Annotated in this window: 15 protein-coding genes; 6 read left to right on the top strand and 9 right to left on the bottom strand. The window is 64.1% G+C overall.

Going from position 1 to position 18,010, the window contains the following annotated elements; genetic code table 11:
* Positions 1-17 precede the first annotated feature (17 nt).
* The 6 genes from IV454_RS07880 to IV454_RS07855 form a co-directional block, all read right to left on the bottom strand.
* On the bottom strand, positions 18-743 hold the full coding sequence (locus IV454_RS07880; RefSeq protein ID WP_206091017.1) for an amino acid ABC transporter ATP-binding protein: 726 nt from the start codon (positions 741-743) through the stop codon (positions 18-20).
* Between the two features lie 23 nt (positions 744-766).
* Entirely contained in the window at positions 767-1,459 is a 693-nt protein-coding gene (locus tag IV454_RS07875) for an amino acid ABC transporter permease (RefSeq protein ID WP_206091016.1), read from the bottom strand.
* A gap of 1 nt (position 1,460) precedes the next feature.
* A complete protein-coding gene (locus IV454_RS07870) occupies positions 1,461-2,210 on the bottom strand; it encodes an amino acid ABC transporter permease (protein WP_206091015.1) in 750 nt (249 codons plus the stop codon).
* 30 nt (positions 2,211-2,240) lie between these two features.
* The gene (locus tag IV454_RS07865; RefSeq protein ID WP_206091014.1) at positions 2,241-3,191 is read right to left on the bottom strand and encodes a transporter substrate-binding domain-containing protein; all 951 of its coding nucleotides are present in this window, start codon (positions 3,189-3,191) and stop codon (positions 2,241-2,243) included.
* A gap of 78 nt (positions 3,192-3,269) precedes the next feature.
* Positions 3,270-4,262 (bottom strand): porin, encoded by a 993-nt coding sequence (locus tag IV454_RS07860; protein ID WP_206091013.1) that lies wholly within the window; start codon positions 4,260-4,262, stop codon positions 3,270-3,272.
* 100 nt (positions 4,263-4,362) lie between these two features.
* A complete protein-coding gene (locus tag IV454_RS07855; protein ID WP_054265418.1) occupies positions 4,363-4,638 on the bottom strand; it encodes a LysR family transcriptional regulator in 276 nt (91 codons plus the stop codon).
* A 381-nt stretch (positions 4,639-5,019) separates the two neighbouring features.
* Between IV454_RS07855 and IV454_RS07850 the strand changes: the two genes are divergently transcribed.
* Complete coding sequence (locus IV454_RS07850) at positions 5,020-6,813, top strand: sensor histidine kinase (RefSeq protein ID WP_206091012.1); 1,794 nt, start codon at positions 5,020-5,022, stop codon at positions 6,811-6,813.
* Positions 6,806-8,182 (top strand): sigma-54-dependent transcriptional regulator, encoded by a 1,377-nt coding sequence (locus IV454_RS07845; RefSeq protein ID WP_054265416.1) that lies wholly within the window; start codon positions 6,806-6,808, stop codon positions 8,180-8,182. Before IV454_RS07850 ends, IV454_RS07845 begins: the two co-directional genes overlap by 8 nt.
* Positions 8,183-8,231: 49 nt before the next feature.
* Here the strand turns inward: IV454_RS07845 and IV454_RS07840 are convergent, their stop codons facing one another.
* The 3 genes from IV454_RS07840 to IV454_RS07830 all read right to left on the bottom strand — a co-directional run bounded on the left by IV454_RS07840 (position 8,232) and on the right by IV454_RS07830 (position 12,057).
* Positions 8,232-9,317 (bottom strand): type II asparaginase, encoded by a 1,086-nt coding sequence (locus tag IV454_RS07840; protein ID WP_054265415.1) that lies wholly within the window; start codon positions 9,315-9,317, stop codon positions 8,232-8,234.
* 182 nt (positions 9,318-9,499) lie between these two features.
* Positions 9,500-10,381 carry an amino acid ABC transporter substrate-binding protein gene (locus IV454_RS07835; RefSeq protein WP_229522119.1) on the bottom strand — a complete coding sequence of 294 codons (882 nt, stop codon included), beginning with the start codon at positions 10,379-10,381 and terminating at the stop codon, positions 9,500-9,502.
* 266 nt (positions 10,382-10,647) lie between these two features.
* The gene (locus tag IV454_RS07830) at positions 10,648-12,057 is read right to left on the bottom strand and encodes a HipA domain-containing protein (RefSeq protein WP_206091011.1); all 1,410 of its coding nucleotides are present in this window, start codon (positions 12,055-12,057) and stop codon (positions 10,648-10,650) included.
* A gap of 703 nt (positions 12,058-12,760) precedes the next feature.
* Between IV454_RS07830 and IV454_RS07820 the strand changes: the two genes are divergently transcribed.
* From IV454_RS07820 to IV454_RS07805, 4 genes are read left to right on the top strand one after another with little or no spacing between them, the layout of a single operon-like run.
* Entirely contained in the window at positions 12,761-13,600 is an 840-nt protein-coding gene (locus IV454_RS07820; RefSeq protein WP_206091010.1) for a c-type cytochrome, read from the top strand.
* Between the two features lie 51 nt (positions 13,601-13,651).
* Positions 13,652-15,019, top strand: coding sequence for a cbb3-type cytochrome c oxidase subunit I (locus tag IV454_RS07815; RefSeq protein WP_206091009.1), 1,368 nt, complete (start codon positions 13,652-13,654; stop codon positions 15,017-15,019).
* Positions 15,016-15,813, top strand: a complete 798-nt coding sequence (locus tag IV454_RS07810) for a CbbQ/NirQ/NorQ/GpvN family protein (protein WP_229522118.1) — start codon at positions 15,016-15,018, stop codon at positions 15,811-15,813. Before IV454_RS07815 ends, IV454_RS07810 begins: the two co-directional genes overlap by 4 nt.
* 2 nt (positions 15,814-15,815) lie before the next feature.
* Positions 15,816-17,813, top strand: coding sequence for a nitric oxide reductase activation protein NorD (locus IV454_RS07805; RefSeq protein WP_206091008.1), 1,998 nt, complete (start codon positions 15,816-15,818; stop codon positions 17,811-17,813).
* The last annotated feature ends 197 nt before the right edge of the window (positions 17,814-18,010 follow it).

Genomic DNA, 18,010 nt, shown 5'->3' with positions numbered 1-18,010 from the left:
TGTGAAAGTGGTATGTGTTAGTGGATGATCTTGGCCAGGAAGTCGCGCGCGCGGTCCGAGCGCCGGGTGCCGAAGAACTCATCCTTGGTGCAGTCCTCGATGATCTTCCCCTGGTCCATGAAGACGATGCGGTTGGCCACCCGTTTGGCGAAACCCATTTCGTGAGTGACGACCATCATCGTCATCCCCTCCTGCGCCAGGCCGACCATCACATCGAGCACTTCGTTGATCATTTCGGGGTCGAGCGCGGAGGTGGGCTCGTCGAACAGCATCGCGATCGGATCCATCGACAAGGCCCTGGCAATGGCCACGCGCTGCTGCTGGCCGCCCGACAGCTGGCCCGGAAACTTATCCTGCTGCGCCAGCAGGCCGACCCGGTCCAGGTACTTCAGGCCCTTGGCGTTGGCCTCGTCGGCGCTGCGCCCCAGCACCTTGATCTGCCCGATGGTCAGGTTTTCCCGGATCGACAAATGCGGGAACAGCTCGAAATTCTGGAACACCATCCCGATCCGCGCGCGCAGCTTGGACAAATTGGTTTTCGGGTCGCCCACGGCCACGCCGTCCACCGTGATGCCCCCCTTCTGGAAGGGCTCCAGGCCGTTGACGGTCTTGATCAGGGTCGACTTGCCCGAACCCGACGGGCCGCAGATGACCATCACATCGCCCTTGCTGACCCGCGTGCTGCACTCGGTGAGCACCTGGAACTTGCCGTACCATTTGCTGATATTGTTAAGTTCTATCATTTATCTTCTCCAATTAGAAAGCGCTAGCGGATGATCGCCACGCGCTGCTGCAGGCGGCGCACCAGGGACGACAGCCCCAGGCCCAGGACGAAATACACCAGCGCCACGAAGCTGTACATCTCGACCAGGCGGCCGTCGCGCTGGGCGATCTTGCTGGCGGCGCCGACAAAATCGGGAATCGACAGCACGTACACCAGCGACACGTCCTGGAACAGGACGATCGTCTGCGTCAGCAGCAGGGGAATCATGTTGCGAAACGCTTGCGGCAGCACCACGTGGCTCATCGTCTGCCAGTAGGTCATGCCCAGCGCCCGCCCTGCCCATACCTGGCCGCGCGCGATCGAGCCGATCCCGCCGCGCATGATCTCGCAGTAGTAGGCCGCCTCGAACATGATGAAGGTGATCAGCGCGGACGTGAAAGCGCCCACCTGTACCGGCGAATCGGCGCCGATGATCCAGGCGGCGATATACGGCACCAGGAAGTAGAACCAGAAGATCACCAGCACCAGCGGGATCGAGCGCACCAGGTTGACGTAGCCGGAGGCCAGCAGCGACACCGCGCGGATGCTGGACAGGCGCATCAACGCCAGCAAGGTACCGAGGACGATCCCGCCGGTCATGGCCAGCGCGGTCAGCTTGACCGTGAACACCATCCCGGTCTGGAACAGATAGACCCACGAGCGGGCTATCACGTCGACATCGAAATCGAGCGCCATCTCAGTGTCCCCCCGCCGCGCCACCGGCGACGATCAAGCCAGGAATCGCCACTTTTTCCTCGATCCGGTGCATGATGAACACGACCACGGCGTTGACCAGCACGTAGACCAGGGTGGCGGCGCTGAAGGCCTCGAATACCTGGAACGAAAACTCCTGGATCGCGCGCGCGCTGGCAGTCAGTTCCATCAGGCCGATGGTCAAGGCCACCGAACTGTTCTTGATGATGTTGAGGAACTCGCTGGTCAGCGGCGGCAGGATCACCCTCGCCGCCATCGGCAGCAGCACGTAGCGATAGGTCTGCGGCAAGGTCAGGCCGAGCGCGGTGCCGGCCATTTTTTGCCCGCTCGGCAAAGCGGCGATGCCGGTCGAGACCTGGACCGCCACCCGCGCCGAGGTAAACAAGCCCAGGCACAGCACCGCCGTGACGAACGGCGCGTTGGGCAGGGCCTTGATCCAGTCGCCGGCGGCTTGCGGCAGCACGTCGGGAGCGACGAAATACCACAGGAACATCTGCACCAGCAGCGGCACGTTGCGAAACAGTTCGACATAGCCGTTGGCCAGGCGGACCAGCCATTTGTTCGGCAGGGTGCGCACGGTGCCGACCACCAGGCCGAGCGCCAGCGCCATGATCCAGGCCGTCAGCGCGGTGGCCAGGGTCCACATCAGGCCTGAGAATAAGGTGTCGAAATAAGTACCGACACCATCGGGCGCAATCTCCCAGAAGATGCGCCAGTTCCAGTGATAGTTCATAGTATTGTTCCAGGCTGGGCTACAGAAAAATTAACGCTTTTTGGAGGCCGCTTTTTGCGCGTCCGGCACCACCGCATACGCGGCCGGGTCGGGCGAATCGGTCGGCCGGGCGAGCACGTTGATCAGCTCGGGCGGCATCGGGAAGTGCAGGTTGATGTTCTTTGGCGGAATCGGCGACAGGAACCACTTGTGGTACAGGCGATACACGTCGTCGCCCGACTTGTAATAGGCGATGAGGGCGTCGTCGACCGCCTTCTTGAAGGCCGGATCGTCCTTGCGCAGCATGATCCCGTACGGCTCGACCGACAGCGCGTCGGCCGTGATCAGGTAGTCGTCCGGCTTCTTGGCATTGGCGCGTTGCGACGCCAGCAGGATGTCGTCGTTGGCCTCGGCCGCGGCGCGCCCGGTCTCGACCATCAGGAACGATTCGGGATGGTCCTTGCCGACCACGATGTTCATGCCCAGGTTTTGCTCGCGGTTGAGGATCGTCATCTGCTTGAGGGTCGAGGTGCCGGCAGTGGCCACCAGGGTCTTGCCCTTCATGTCGGCCAGGGTCAGGATGTTCGAGGTTTTTTTGGCCAGCAGGCGGTTGGCGACCACGAACATGGTGGGGGCGAAGGCGACCTGCTGCTGGCGCTCCAGGTTGTTGGTGGTCGAGCCGCATTCGAGGTCGATCGTGCCGTTGGCCATCAGCGGGATGCGGTTGGCCGAGGTCACCGGATTCATCGCCACCTTCAGGGAGGCCAGGCCCGGCTGCTTTTGCAGGGCGGCGACCACCTTCATGCACAGGTCGATCGAATAGCCCTGGTACTGCTGCTTGTCGTCCAGGTAGGAAAAGGGAATGGAACCGTCGCGCACGCCCAGGGTGATGACGCCGTTTTTCTTGATCTTGGCCAGTGTGCCGGTCGGTTCCTGCGCCTGCGCGGTGGTGCCGAACAGGGTTGCACTGAGCAGTACAACGAGATAGTTTGCATAGTTCATGTCAGATAATTCCAAAGAGGTGAAGAAGGCACGAAGCGATAAACCGGCCGCGCGGCGGCCGGGGGGAACTCAACAGGATTAAAAGATGTGGCGGATGCCAAGGTTGGTCCCGGTGTTGCCGGTGCCATCCGTGGTGGCGTTGCCGACCTTGAAGGTGGCGCCATTGCGGTTGCTGATGCGCGCATAGGCCGCGTACACGTCGGTGCGTTTGGACAGTGCGTAGGTGTAGCCGAGCCCCCATTGGGAAGCGTCGCGGTTGGCGTTTGTTGCGTCGTCATGCCGGACATACGAGGCGTACACCTTGTGCGGGCCGAAAGGCACGGTCGCGCCGATGATCGCGTCTTCGCTGCGCGCACCGAGCAGGCCCTTGTTGCGCACGTAGCCCAGGTGCCCCTCGGCCACGCCAAAGTCGTACTTGGCGCCGAGCAAGGTATTGCTGCTGCTGTCGGTGGCCAGCGCATTTTGCTGCTGATGCCAGCCCAGGGTGACGACCAGGGACTTGGCCGTATACGACAGCACCGAGCTGTAGGCGCGCTTGGCGGCTGAATTGCCCGCCACTTCACCCAGGCCCACGGCCAGCTCCGCCGCGAAGCCATACAGTGCCGGCGAAGAGTAGCCGACCATGTTGTCGAGGCGGGCGTTGGAGGCCGTGATGTTGCCCGCCTGGCCGGCCAAACCGTCGCAGAACGGATCGACGGTGTCGCGCATGGTGCGGTAATACGGCGAATACTGGCGCCCGAAGCTGACCGAACCGGGCGTGCCGGACAGGCCCACGTAGGCCTGGCGTCCGAACAGCAGGCCGCCCTGGCCCGCGCTGCCGGTATCGATCTTCATGCCGTTTTCCAGGACGAAGTAGGCCTTGTTGCCGCCGCCGAGGTCTTCCGTGCCTTTGAAGCCCAGCCGCGAACCGGAGGCGACACCGCTGCCCAGTGTATTGACCTTGCCCTCCGCGCCGCCCGTTTCGCGCACAAATCCGGCGTCGACCACGCCATACACGGTAATCGCCGACTGCGCCATGGCGGCTGCCGGAACCAGGCTCGATGCCATGATGGCGATAATGATCTTATTCATTCATTTTCCTCAGTTATTAATCGTTTTTATATTTGATCGGCAATACCGGTCCATTCCACGCCGTGCATGGAACAGGTGAATTGCCGCGCTGGCGAGTAAGTTAAATGCCGCCGCCGGGATAATCCGGAGCGTGCCGCAGGATATGCTTGGCCTTGTGGACCTGTTGCATAATGCCGAGTGCGTGGCCGCGGAATACGTGGCCTGCCGGCGTTAGCGAGGGAGGATTGCAGCTGCGGTCCACGAGCGTGGCGCCGAGCCAGGTTTCAAGCGAGCGGATGCGCCGGCTGAATGCCGGTTGGCTGGAGTGCCGCTCACTGGCGGAGCGCGAAAAGCTTCGCGTATCGGCCAGGCAAAGAAAGTCTTCGACCCATTTCATATCCACTGCTGTCTCCCGCTTTTATATATTTTTAATGGGCCGGCGCGAATGACCGTCACCCATTGCACTGCCGATTATTCGACATGTGTTTCCATCCCTGCCTCCTATCCATAGCAGTTTGCATGCCAGCAATGTAAATATCTCAAGAAACACTCCACCGCCTTGATTGACATGGATATTTTCTATCATCCAGAAACGCCGATCAGCAGCGTGCGTGCGGCATTCCACACAAACCCGTTTCCCGGCGTGTGGATTTAGAAACCCGACTTTCTGCTTATTGCCGAAATTAATATCCGACAGAATTTTCTGGGGTAAGATAGACCGCAGTCGCCTCCCCTTGCCGGACCGCGCCAACACTAACCACACGCGCCGAGGTGAGCATTGCAGGCGTTCCGACAATTCGCCGTTTCCCGCTCCGCGGGCACAGTCGCGGCATGGGCCGCGATCATCGGCCTGTGCGCCGCCGTCGTCTTCGTGTATGCATGGAGCGAACGGCGCGGCTATGCGCAGCTTGGCGAAGTCCAGGCGCAGCAGCTCGAGCTGTACGCGGCGGCCCTCGAAAGCGAACTGGGCCGGCATGAATACCTGCCCGCCATCGTCGCCCTCGATCATGACGTGCACGCCCTGCTGAGGAACCCGGGCGGCGCCGGCCTGCGCGAGCGCGCCAACAAGCGCCTGACCAGCCTGAACGCGCGTGCCGGCTCGCTCGCCATCTTCGTGCTCGACACGGCGGGCCTGGTGCAGGCGGCCAGCAACTGGTACCAGCCGGAGACCAGCGTCGGCATGGATTTGTCAGCCCTGCCGTATTTTTCCGGCGCCATGCAGGGCGGGCCTGCGCGCCATTTTTCGCGCGCGGCGGCGCGCAACTCGCCCGAGTATTATTTCGCCCAGCAAGTGCTGCAAGGCGGCATGGTGCTCGGCGTGGTGGTGGTCAAGATCAGCCTCGACCCGATCGAGTCGACCTGGGGCGCCTCGGCCGCGCAGTCGCGCAACGATTTTTTCATGGTGCTCGACGCCGACGGCGTGATCGTGCTCTCCTCCGCGCCCCAGTGGCGCAACCGCAAGGCCGACCTGCAGGCCATCGACCAGGGCAAGCCGGTCGTCGCCTGGCGCGCGCTGGACCCGGCCGCGCCATCGACCCGCTACGCAAGCCAGAGCCGGCCGATGGCGCGCCAGGGCTGGCGCCTGCTCACGCTCACCAATGCCGCGCCGGTCAAGCTGCAGGCCGGGCAAAACGCCGTGGTCGCCGGCCTGTTGGCCGGCTTCCTCGGTTTGCTCGCGCTGTTCGTGGCGATGCGCCGGCGCGCGATCGCGAGCCGCCTGCACGCGCGCGAAGCGCTGCAGCGCGCGCACGACGAATTGGAACGGCGGGTGGCCGACCGCACCGCCGAATTGCATGCGATGAACCGCGCACTGCTGCATGAAATCGGCGAACGCGAACACGCCGAACAGGTGCTGCGCGCTTCCCAGGACGACCTGCTGCACGCCAGCAAACTCGCTCTGCTCGGCCAGATGTCGGCCGGTATCACGCACGAAATCAGCCAGCCGCTCACCGCGTTGCGCTCGCTTTCCTTCAATGCCCAGCTGCTGCTCAAGCGCGGCGACCTGGCGCGCGTGGAAAAAAACCTGCGTTCGGTCAGCGACCTGACCGAACGCATGGGCCGCCTGACCGAGCAGCTCAAATCCTTCTCGCGCAAGACGCCCCTGGCCATGGCCCCGCTCACCCTGTCCACGGCGCTCGACAATACCTTGCAGCTGCTGGAGAACCGGATCCGCACCGAACACGCCTGCGTGCAGCTGGACCTGGCGCCGTCGGTGCGCGCCATGTGCGACGCCAACCGGCTCGAACAAGTGCTGATCAACCTGTGCGCCAACGCCCTCGACGCCATGCTCGATGCGCCGGTCAAGAACCTGGCCATCCGCCTGTGGAGCGCGGGCGGACGCGCGCACATCCAGGTCAGCGACAGCGGCGCCGGCATTCCGGAAGCGGTGATGGCGCGCCTGTTCGAGCCATTTTTCAGCACCAAGCTGCCGGGCCAGGGACTGGGGCTCGGCCTGGCCATTTCGGCCGACATCGTGCGCGATTTCGGCGGCACCTTGCGCGCGTCGAATGGTCAAGGCGGCGCCGTCTTCGAACTGGACCTGATACTAGTGGAGGAAACGAGTCATGTATGAAGGCTTCACCATCGTGTTCGTCGAAGACGACCTGGCCGTGCGCAGCAGCGTCACCGAAACCCTGGAGCTGGCCGGGTTCGAGGTGGCGCCGTTCGAGTCGGCCGAGGACGCGCTCGGGCAACTGGGCAGCAGCTTTGCCGGCGTCGTCATCAGCGACGTGCGCCTGCCTGGCATGGACGGATTCGAACTGCTGCGCCGGGTGTGCGCGTTCGACACAACCATCCCGGTCATCATGGTGACCGGCCATGGCGACGTCTCGATGGCGGTCGAGGCAATGCGCTGCGGCGCCTACGATTTCATCGAGAAGCCGTTCGCGATGGAGCGCCTGGTCGAGGTGGTGTCGCGCGCCATGGAAAAACGCGCGCTGCGCCTCGAAGTGGACACTTTGCGGCGCCAGCTGCAGGACCGGCGCGGGATCGAGGCGACCTTGCTCGGCAACTCGCCGGCGATACGCGAACTGCGGCGCCAGATACTGAACCTGGCCGATACGCCGGCCGACGTGCTGGTGTTCGGCGAAACCGGCACCGGCAAGGAAGTGGTGGCGCGTTGCCTGCACGAGCACAGCAAACGCAGCAAGGCCAACTTCGTCGCGATCAATTGCGGCGGCCTGCCCGAAAACCTGTTCGAGAGCGAGATCTTCGGGCACGAGGCGGGCGCGTTCACCGGCGCCAGCAAGCGCCGCGTGGGCAAGATCGAGCATGCCCACGGCGGCACCTTGCTGCTCGATGAAATTGAAAGCATGCCGATGGCGCTCCAGGTCAAGCTGCTGCGCGCGCTCCAGGAACGAAAGATCGAGCGGCTCGGCTCGAACCAGGGCGTGCCGGTCGACTTCAGGATCGTCGCCGCCACCAAGAGCGACCTGAAGGAACTGAGCGTGCAGCAGAAGTTTCGCAGCGACCTGTATTACCGGCTCAACGTCGCCGTGCTCGAACTGCCGCCGCTGCGCGAACGGCGCGAGGACATTCCGATCTTGTTCGAACATTTTTCGCTGCAGGCGGCGCTGCGCTACGGGCGCGAGGCCCCGGCCCTGGCCGCACACGACATGCTCAGGTTGATGGCCGGCGACTGGCCCGGCAACGTGCGCGAACTGCGCAACGCGGCCGACCGTTTCGTGCTGGGACTGCCAGGGATGCACCTGGACGCCGCCGATGCGGCTGCGGCCCCGACGACCTTGGCGCAGCAGATGGAGATGGTCGAAAAGACCCTGGTGGAACAGGCGCTCAAACAGCACGGCGGACGTCCGCAAGCGATTTGCGATGCGCTCGGCATCGGCAAGAAGACCTTGTACGACAAGCTGCACCGGCACGGCATCGTCATCGACGACTTCCGGCCGGCGCCGGGCGGCGAGCGGGGAATGGGCGCGCTCTAGCCGCCTGGGCAGGGGGCCTGGCTTGCAGGACAGGCTCCCCGGTTAGAACTTAGTAGGTGTAAAACATCCGCTGAATCTCCTTGGTGCTGGTGGTCTTGGTCAGCGCCAGCATCAGCAGGATGCGCGCCTTCTGCGCATTGAGGGTGTCGGCCACCACGAAGTCCAGTTCGTCGTCATTGGCTTCGCCGTTGCGCGCCAAAATGCCCTGGCCCACGCGGCTGGCCCGCACCACGACCGCGCCCTTGGCATGCGCGGCAACCAGCGCCGGCTTGACCTTGTTGGCCAGGCTGCCGTCGCCCACGCCGGCGTGGATGATGCCCTTGGCGCCCGCGGCCATGAACGCATCGACCGCTACCGGTCCGACGTTCGCATAGCCATACACGATGTCCACTTGCGGCAGCACCTGCAGCGCGCTGATGTCGAATTCGGTCTCGCTGGTGTGCTTGCGCATTTGCTGGCGATAGAAGAATGGCTTGCTGCCCTGGATATAACCGAGCAGGCCCAGTTCCGGCGTGCGGAACGAGTCCAGGGTCGAGGTATTGACCTTGGTCACGTCGCGCGCCGACTGGATCTGGTCGTTCATCGCCACCAGCACGCCCTTGCCGACCGCCTCGGGGCTGGCCGCCAGCAGCACCGAATTGTACAAATTGATCGGGCCGTCGGCCGAGATCGCGGTCGATGGCCGCATCGCGCCCACCACCACCACCGGCTTGCGGCTCTTGACCACCAGGTTCAGGAAGTAAGCCGTTTCTTCCAGGGTATCGGTACCGTGGGTGATGACGATGCCGTCCACGTTCGATTGGGCCAGCAGGACGTTGACCCGCTTGGCCAGGGTGAGCCAGTGCTCGTTGGTCATGTTCTCGCTGGCGATCTGGAACACCTGTTCGCCGCTGACATTGGCCACCTTGGCCAGTTCGGGCACCGCCGCGATCAGGCGCTGCACGCCGACCGTGGCGGCGGTGTAGCCGACCGTGGTGGTGCTGCTGGCGCCGGAGCCGGCGATGGTGCCGCCGGTGGCCAGGATGGTCACGTTGGCCAGCTTGGGCGCGGCAGTTTCCGCCTGCGTGGCCGAGGCCATGCAGAACCAGAGGGCAAACAGCGCGATCATCGATTGCGCGGGATTTTTGTGAAGCATGCGATCTCCTAAAGGGACGATGGTTTTTTATGGACGGCGCCATTGTTCATGACGCGTTTTACTGCTGCGGGACGGCGAAAAATCTGTTCGGCGATTATTCCTATGATAACGGGCGAAGGAAGCCTGCCTTGCAAGGCAGGCTCGTTGCGCAGGGGCGCGGTAGGCCGCGCCAATTGCCTGCTTCACCGGTAGGCGGCCGGGTCGCCCGAATCGGTGGGGGCGGCAATCGCCTTTTTCAGCGCCGGGCTCATTGGAAGCTGGAGTGGCGCGAACCACTTGCGGTAGATCTGATGCACTTCGCCGGACTTGAACAGCGCGACGATGGCTTCGTCCACCAGTTTCTTGAATTCGGGGTCGTTCTTGCGCACCACGATCCCGTACGGCTGCACCGGCAAATCTGTGGCGACGATGGCATACATGCCCGGGTCCTTGGCGGCGGCGACCAGCCCGTGCAGAAGCACATCGTCCATCACGAACGCGACCGCGCGGTCGGCCTCGACCAGCGAAAACGCTTCGGCGTGATCCCGGCCCGGAATGATGTGCAGGTCGAGCCCCTGTGCCTGGGCGGTTTCGCCCAGCGCGTTGATGGCCGTGGTGCCCGCCGTCGACACCACGGTCGAGCCCTTGAGCGCTTGCAGCGAATCGATGCGGGCCGTCTTTTTCGCGACCAGGCTGGTGGCCGCGACGAAGGTCGTCACCGAAAATGCCACCTCCTTTTGCCGCTCGAGCGTGTTGGTGGTCGAGCCGCATTCGAGGTCGACGATGCCGTTGACCATGAACGCGTTGCGGTTGGCGGAGGTGACCGGGCGCAGCATCACTTCCAGGCCGGGCGCCTTGAGCCGGGTGCGGATGGCGTCGACGATGCGATAGCACAGTTCGATCGAATAGCCGGTCGGCCGCTGCTGCTTGTCGAGATAGGAAAACGGGATCGATTTGTCGCGAAAGCCAATGCTGATGACGCCCGTTTCCGCGATTTTGCGCAAGGTCGGCGACTCCTGCGCCGCGCCATGGGGGGCGAGCGAGAGCAGTGCGGTAAAAGCGAAGAGCAGGTGTCTGATGTTCACGTCGTTTTTTCCTTACGGCCCGGGAATTCCAGCCGTCGCATGTTGCAATATACCCATGAACGGGTGGTGACGACAATGCTTATGCAAAATTCACATGGGAGGGGAGCTTGCTCTGAGCAATAAGAACAAGGGGACCGCCGGGTTCATTGCCGGGCTGCCTGAACGCGCGAGGCCCGGATGGCTGCATGCGATCATGTCGCGGCCGGCCAGTGCTGAAAAGTCGTTTTGCCATTGGCGCAACGGTAAGAACGCGTGGGGCAACTGTGCTAACGTCGTGCACCTTTGACATGTTCAAACAAAGACGGCTTGACCTTGGGGACTTCGCGCGCAATAGCCAGAAGCTGGTTGGCCTGGGCGCAAATATACTTGGCAATCTGAGCGACAAGTGCACGCTCGTCGCCGATGTAGACGTCCATGGCTGCTTGCTCCGGCGCGAGGCGCAGCACAGCACGTGCAATGAGTGTGACTTCACGTGCCATCTGAGCTGGTGGTGTTCCGGTGCGATGAGCGAAGTCGGCAAGCGCATGCGGAGTTATTTCCTCAGGTATGAACACGTCCCCGTACGCCAGGGCCATGTCCCGCTCGACGTGGTCGCCATAGGCGTTCACCGATACGAGGTCATACATTGGCGCGGGCACCAAGCCGGCCGGTCGAACGAAGAAGGAAATGTTTTTCCCGTGAGCGTCGCTGTTGCCAAGCATGAGTTGCAGGATTGCCCATCGAAGCAGGTAAATGCGCGCTGCTGCTGGCACAACCGTCTGTTTGAGCAGGCCGAACAGCCGTTCGAAACTCACGCCGTCTCGTATGTGGCGCACGTCCTTGCCGGCGCCCAAGTTCCGCTCATATTTGAAGGTCGAGGGGAGGTCCAGGGCTTGGCAAGCGTCGATGATGTGCGTCCGCGTTACCGTCGTCGCGGTATCAGGAGCTTCCGGGTTCCACGCTACTGCACGGTCGAACCGTTCAATGAGCAGGATAGGCTCCGGCAGGCGTCTCATGCTGACCGGTGCGACCGGCAGGTTCAGTCGCGCTGCCAGATTGACGCGTGCTGCAAGGCTCATGCAATAGTGTTCGTTGGCTACCATGCATGGCATGTACGGATTGCGACTTTCTGGCTTGAGCAGATGTGTCGAACTCAGCGCGCCATCGGCGAGCGATAAGCGCTCGCCCTCAATGAGGACCTGTAGTTTATCTTGGTAGCCCGCCAACGACAAGCGCACTTTGCCGTCCCATACCGGGAAGGGAATCGCGTCGCGTTCGCGGATGCGCTGGCTCAGCTCGTCGCCTGAAATGGGGCGGCGAACAACGTCACTGAACTGCTTTTGTGCTATTTCCGCGGCCTCCTGGGGTGAAGCGTCCAATGCCAGGAAGCTGAAGGCCCCGACCGGTTCCTTCCCAAGTAGCTGGACCAATGCGAAAACATTACTCTTCGAGACCTGGCTCATGCGGGCTGCAATGTCCAGCGCGCGGCCTTCCGGCAGCAGATTTTCCAGGAAGCGCTTGACAGAGCCCGGGCTGTGCGGAGCGGCGTTGAATGGAATTGCAGGCGCCAGGTAGTAGCCTGTTGTCGACCGGGCCCAAGCATCGTCATACTGGAACCCATAGTTGTCATCCTGAGAGTCAAAAATGATCTCCCCAACTGGAGCACCCAATGTAGCAACATGCAGGCGATGGGTCACAATGGCCCTCCGGAATATTGGTCGCTGGCCGGAAGAATTGAATGGGCATGCTCTTTTGTCGTGACCAGCATGGTCAGTCCGAGACCAGCGAGTACAAGCAAGAGTCGGTCAGCGCCAATGGGCCCGCCATTCTCGAGGCGAGAAAAGACGTTCGCAGCCACACCACACGCATGGGCGGCGTCATCAATTCGTAGTCTGAGCTCCAGGCGGCGGTTGCGGACCAGGTCGCCGAGGTCTGCAAGGCTACTCATACGTGGTCCAACTGGCGTGCCGGGAACCGATAGAGTGCGAGCCATTGTTTCCCTTTTTGGAAATTATGATGCAGAAGTATCTTTACACTGGAATGTTTCCCTTAAAAGAAATAATACGCCCCAATTGCGTGTTGCGCACGAAATTTCTCAATAGAGAAACAATGGGGTCTAGTGGGGTATCTTCATGCGTGACCATAAATTGTCCCAGGGTTCGAGGCAAACTGCGCCCGCGCGTTGATCACTTCCCTGGACAAATTCGTCGAATGTGTAAATCGTGACAATAAACATGCTAGCCTTGCTGCAGTTCCCAGCCAGGAGGCACTATGCAAGGATGGATCACTCCCCTTAAATTGTTTGCGTACCTGGTCATCCTGCTGATGCTCGCAGCCATCGCTTACGCAGCGATCATCGTGGTGCGCTACTGGCCCGCCATTTCAGTCTAGGGAGGTGCCATGAACAAACGCCAGGCGCGTCTGTTTGCCATCGGCTCCACCGTGCTCGCCACGGTCGCCTTTCTTGCCCTGACACTCGACAGCCACCGCCAGTTCGGCCGCCTTACCAATGCCGACAAGATCACTGCCCAGGTCACGCGCGGCAAGGATGTGTGGCACGAAAATAACTGCATCAACTGCCACACGGTCTTTGGCGAAGGGGCTTACTACGCCCCCGACCTGACCAAGATCACCAAGCTGCGCGGCAACGCCTACCTCACCGCGTACATGAAGGACCCGTCCAAGTTTTACGACGAAACGCGGCACCGGCGCCTGATGCCCAAGCAGGATATCAGCGACACCGACATTGCGGCCCTGATCGCTTTCCTCGACTGGGTCTCGAATGTCGACAACCAGGGCTGGCCGCCGCGCCCCATCCTGGTCACTGGCGCCACCTTCCCCGGCACCGACGCCGGCGCGGCCGCCACCGGTGCGCCAGCGGCGGCGCGGCCCGCCACCAGCGACGACAATCCGATCGCGTTGGGCGAACGCCTGTTCCGCAGCGCGGTGCCGGCGTGCACCGCCTGCCATTCCACCGCCCCCGGGGTCAACCTGGCCGGGCCGTCGCTGGCAGGCCTGGTGGCCCGCACCACGGCCCTGCTCGCCAGCGGCGGCTACCACGGCAAGGCCACCGACGTGGAAGGGTATATCCGCGAGTCGGTGATGACACCCAGCGCGCACGTCGTGCCGGGCGCCATGTATTCGGCCAACGGCCAGTCCTTCATGCCCGACACCTATGGCAAGAGCCTGACCCCGGAGCAGATTGCCCAACTGGCCGCCTACCTGTCCTCGCTGAAATAAGCGTCATTGCCCAGCAACGCTGGAGCCGAATTGTTTTGCGGAGCTATTGCCATGAGATATAAGTCGCAATCTGTCGCCTATTGGTACTTCGCCGTCGCGCTGGCCCTGTTCGGGCTGCAGCTGGTGTTCGGCCTGCTGTCGGCCACCAAGTACCTGGGGCCCGATCCCTTGCTGTACATCCTCCCTTTCGATGTCACCAAGGTCATCCATACCAACCTGCTGATCGTCTGGGTCCTGTGCGGCTTCATGGGCGCCACCTACTGGGTGGTGCCGGACGAATCGCGCACCGAGCTGCACAGCACCAAGCTGGCCTACATCCAGCTGGTCCTGTGGGTGCTGATGGGCGTGACCGCCATCATCGGTTATCTGTTCCGCTGGGGCACCGGCAACAAGCTGCTGGAGCAGCCTTTGCCGCACAAGATCGTGATCGTGATCGTCATGCTCATGTTCCTCTACAACATCGGCATGACCATCAAGAAATCGGGCCGCCTGACCACCACCGAGGGCGTGCTGCTGGGCGGGCTGGGCCTGGCCGCCGTGCTCTACCTGCCGGCCCTGCTGCACTATGAAAACTACACCGTCTCGATCTACTATCGCTGGTGGACCATCCACCTGTGGGTCGAGGGCGTATGGGAAATGATCCAGGGCGGCTTCCTGGCCTATCTGCTGATCCGCCTGTCCGGCGCCGACCGCGAGGTCATGGAAAAATGGCTGTACGTGATCGTCGGGCTGGTCTTCATTGCCGGCATCCTGGGCACGGCCCACCACTATTACTGGATCGGCGTGCCATCCTACTGGCTGCCCATCGGCGGCGTCTTCAGCGCGCTCGAACCGGTGGCCCTGGTCGGCATGGCCATGTACGCCTACTCGACCATCAAGCGCTCCGGCATGGCTCATCCGAACAAGCTGGCCTTGCACTGGACCGTGGGCAGCGCCGTGTTCACCCTGTTCGGCGCCGGCCTGCTGGGCCTGGCGCACACCTTCCCGTCGGTGAACAAATGGACCCACGGCACCCTGATCACGGCCATGCACGGCCACGCCGCCTTCTATGGCGCCTATGCCATGATCGTGCTGGCCATGATTACCTATGCCATGCCGGGGCTGTCGCGGCGCCCGGAAGAAGGCACCGCCATGGGTTACTGGTCGTTCTGGCTGCAGCTCGGCGGCATGTTCGGCATGACCTTGTCGTTTGCCACGGCCGGCATCGGCCAGGTTTATCTGGAACGCATCATGGGCCTCGGCTTCCTGGATGCCCAGCTGAAAATCCAGATTCACTTCGTCATGCTGCTGGTCACCGGATCCTTGTTCGCGATCGGGGTGGCGCTGTTCATCATCGACTTCTTCCGCTTCGCACCGCGCCTGGGACCGCTTGAGGAAGGCGATCCGGCGGCCCTGGCGCCAGGGGTGCGGGCGGCGTGAGCAAGGACGATCCGGCGCCAGACGCGCCCTATTATCTGGAAAACGGTGGCGAGGTAGCCTTGTTCGAGCAATGCCACCGGCGCCAGCTGGCGGTGATGCTCAAGGGCCCGACCGGCTGCGGCAAGACCCGCTTTGTCGAATACATGGCCTGGCGCCTGCAGCGCCCGCTGATCACCATTTCCTGTCACGACGACCTCAGCACATCCGACCTGGTGGGACGCTTCCTGATCGGCGCCGCCGGCACCGCATGGCATGACGGCCCGCTGACCCGCGCCGTGCGCGAAGGCGCCATCTGCTATCTGGATGAGGTGGTCGAGGCGCGCCAGGACACGGTGGTGGTGCTGCATCCCTTGAGCGACCACCGGCGCATGCTGCCGATCGACAAGACCGGCGACACCGTGGCGGCCGCGCCCGGCTTCCAGCTGGTGGTGTCCTACAACCCCGGCTACCAGCGCATGCTCAAGGACATGAAGCCGTCCACCCGCCAGCGCTTCGTCGCCTTCGATTTCGATTTTCCACCGCCCGAACGCGAGGCCGCCATCGTGGCGCACGAGGGACAGGTCGAACCGAGCCTTGCCATCGCCCTGGTCACCTTGGGCACCCGCCTGCGCCAGTTGCGCGACCGCGGCCTGGCCGAGGTGCCCAGCACCCGCCTCTTGATCGCCGCCGCGCGCCTGATCGGCGGCGGCATCCCGGTGGCCGACGCCTGCTACGCCGCCATCGTCGCCCCCCTGTCGGACGAGCCGGCCCTGGTGGGCGCCATGCGCGACCTGGTCGGCGCCAGTTTCGTCTAGCCGTGGCGGAGGCGGAAGACCTCATCACCGATGCCGCCCGGCATGCCACCGTCTTCGTGCAAGCGTACTGGCGGCGCCACCGCCCGCGTCCCGGCCCGGCGCAGCTGGAATTGTGCGACGTGGCCGCGCGCCTCGACCTGCTGGCCCACGCCGTCTTCGGCCGCAGCTTCCGGCTGCGCCCTTCCCAGCCGCCGGCCCCGCGCACCTTCCTCGACAAGCTCCTGCGCCGCCATGAAGCGCCCCCCGCGGCCACGGCGCTGCCGGGCACCGATGGCGACAGCATCTGGCTGCCGCGCGCCATCGGCATCGACGGCCTGGAACAGCGCGCGCTGAGCCGCTATCGCCTGTTGCTGCTGCAGCAGGCCATGCGCGCCACGCGCGCCAGCGCGCTGCACTACCCGCGGCGCGAGAGCCCCTGGGTGCAAGCCTGCTACCACCTGCTCGAAGCGCGCGCGGCCGACGACGCGCTGGCGCGGCTCCTGCCCGGCATGGCGGGCGCGCTCGACGATTTTCGCCGGGCGGCGCTGGCTGCGCGGCCTCCCGTGCACACGCTCGCACCATCCCTGCGCGCGCTGGAACAGGCGTTGCAGGACGTCCTGGCGGGCGCCCCCGCCGATGCCGCCACGCCGCTCCAGGTGCTGGAGCAGGCGCGCCGCATGGCGCCCGGCCTGGCCCCGCCGGCCGGGCAGGCGCAGCGCCGGGTCCTGGCAGGCGACGACTGGCTGGGCGAATTCATGCCGGCGCCCGCCAGCGCTGCGGCAGCTTCCCGCGCCGGCGAGCGTGACGATGAGTCCGGGCCGCGGCGCAGCGCCCGCCTGGCGCGCCGCCCGCGCGCGCGCCGGCAGGACCAGGATGACGAGCAGCCGGCCGGGCCGATGATGGTGCAGACGGCCCAGCCGCACGAGCAGGCCGAAGACGCCATGGGCGTGCAGCGGCCCACCGACCGCGATACCGGCACCGCCGCCGAGGACTTTGCCGACGCGCTGTCCGAACTGCCTGAAGCGCGCATGGTGTCGACACCCGGCGCGGCGCGCGAGGTGCTGCTCTCGGACGACCCGCCCGACGCCCAAGCCAGGCAGCAGGGCATGGCGCCCCCGGCCGCCGACGGCGAAGCGTGCGCGTATCCGGAATGGGACTGGAAAACCCGTTGCTACCGCGCTCCCGGCGCCATCGTCACGGTGCGCACCGCGCTGCCCGGCGCGCAGGCCACGGTGGATGCCATCTTCCGGCGCCAGGCGCCCATGCTGCGCGCGGTGCGGCGCCAGTTCGAACTGCTGCGCGCCCAGCGCACCCGGCTGCGCCAGCAGCTCGACGGCGACACAATCGACCAGCAGGGCTGGATCGACAACCAGGCGCAGCTGCTCGCCGGCGGCAACCTCGACCAGCGCCTGTACGAAGCCGAGCGGCGCGGCCGGCGCGACCTGGCCGTGATGCTGCTGGTCGACATCAGCGGCTCGACCGACAGCTGGGTGTCCGGCCAATGCCGCGTGATCGATGTCGAACGCGAAGCCCTGCTCATGGTGTGCGAGGCGCTGCGGGGCCTGGACGAGCCGTTCAGCGTGCTCGGCTTTTCCGGCGAGGGGCCGGGCGGGGTCGTGGTGCGCGCCATCAAGCGCTTCCCCGAACCGTATGGCAACGAGGTGGCGCTGCGCATCGCCGGACTGGAGCCGGAAAACTATACCCGCGCCGGCGCCGCCCTGCGCCACGCCAGCGCCGCCCTGATGACGCAGACGGCGCGGCACAAGCTGCTGATCGTGATTTCAGATGGCAAGCCGAACGATATGGACCAGTACGACGGGCGCTACGGCGTGGAAGACTTGCGCCAGGCCGTCACCGAGGCGCGCCTGCAAGGCATCTCGCCGTTCTGCCTGACGATCGACCGCCAGGCCGCGGCCTACCTGCCGGCCGTGTTCGGCGAGCATGCCTACGCCCTGCTGCAGCGCGCCGAGCTGCTGCCCACGGTGCTGCTGGGGTGGTTGCGCAAGCTGGTCGCTTGCTGAGGCGCCCGGGCACTGATCGCACATCATGCAGTGCTCTTCATGTTCCTTCGAGCGGCGGCCAGTTTGAGAAACTGCGTGTTCGCCACAGGGCGCGGTCCCCGGCTATCACGGCGACAAGGCCATCAAAGAGAGACCGACGTTGCCACTGGTTTTCGAATGACAAGGCTGCCTGCCGGCGCAGCACGCAGTCATATCAC

The sequence above is a fragment of the Massilia antarctica genome, assembly GCF_015689335.1.
GTDB classification, from domain to species: Bacteria; Pseudomonadota; Gammaproteobacteria; order Burkholderiales; family Burkholderiaceae_D; genus Telluria_A; species Telluria_A antarctica.
This window is presented reverse-complemented; position numbering and strand designations above follow the sequence as displayed.

What these genes read in the sequence shown, in the direction of transcription:
- IV454_RS07880 (WP_206091017.1), bottom strand. Translation starts at nt 743, where the DNA reads ATGATAGAACTTAACAATATCAGCAAATGGTACGGCAAGTTCCAGGTG.
- IV454_RS07875 (WP_206091016.1), bottom strand. Translation starts at nt 1,459, where the DNA reads ATGGCGCTCGATTTCGATGTCGACGTGATAGCCCGCTCGTGGGTCTAT.
- IV454_RS07870 (WP_206091015.1), bottom strand. Translation starts at nt 2,210, where the DNA reads ATGAACTATCACTGGAACTGGCGCATCTTCTGGGAGATTGCGCCCGAT.
- IV454_RS07865 (WP_206091014.1), bottom strand. Translation starts at nt 3,191, where the DNA reads ATGAACTATGCAAACTATCTCGTTGTACTGCTCAGTGCAACCCTGTTC.
- IV454_RS07860 (WP_206091013.1), bottom strand. Translation starts at nt 4,262, where the DNA reads ATGAATAAGATCATTATCGCCATCATGGCATCGAGCCTGGTTCCGGCA.
- IV454_RS07855 (WP_054265418.1), bottom strand. Translation starts at nt 4,638, where the DNA reads ATGAAATGGGTCGAAGACTTTCTTTGCCTGGCCGATACGCGAAGCTTT.
- IV454_RS07845 (WP_054265416.1), top strand. Translation starts at nt 6,806, where the DNA reads ATGTATGAAGGCTTCACCATCGTGTTCGTCGAAGACGACCTGGCCGTG.
- IV454_RS07840 (WP_054265415.1), bottom strand. Translation starts at nt 9,317, where the DNA reads ATGCTTCACAAAAATCCCGCGCAATCGATGATCGCGCTGTTTGCCCTC.
- IV454_RS07820 (WP_206091010.1), top strand. Translation starts at nt 12,761, where the DNA reads ATGAACAAACGCCAGGCGCGTCTGTTTGCCATCGGCTCCACCGTGCTC.
- IV454_RS07815 (WP_206091009.1), top strand. Translation starts at nt 13,652, where the DNA reads ATGAGATATAAGTCGCAATCTGTCGCCTATTGGTACTTCGCCGTCGCG.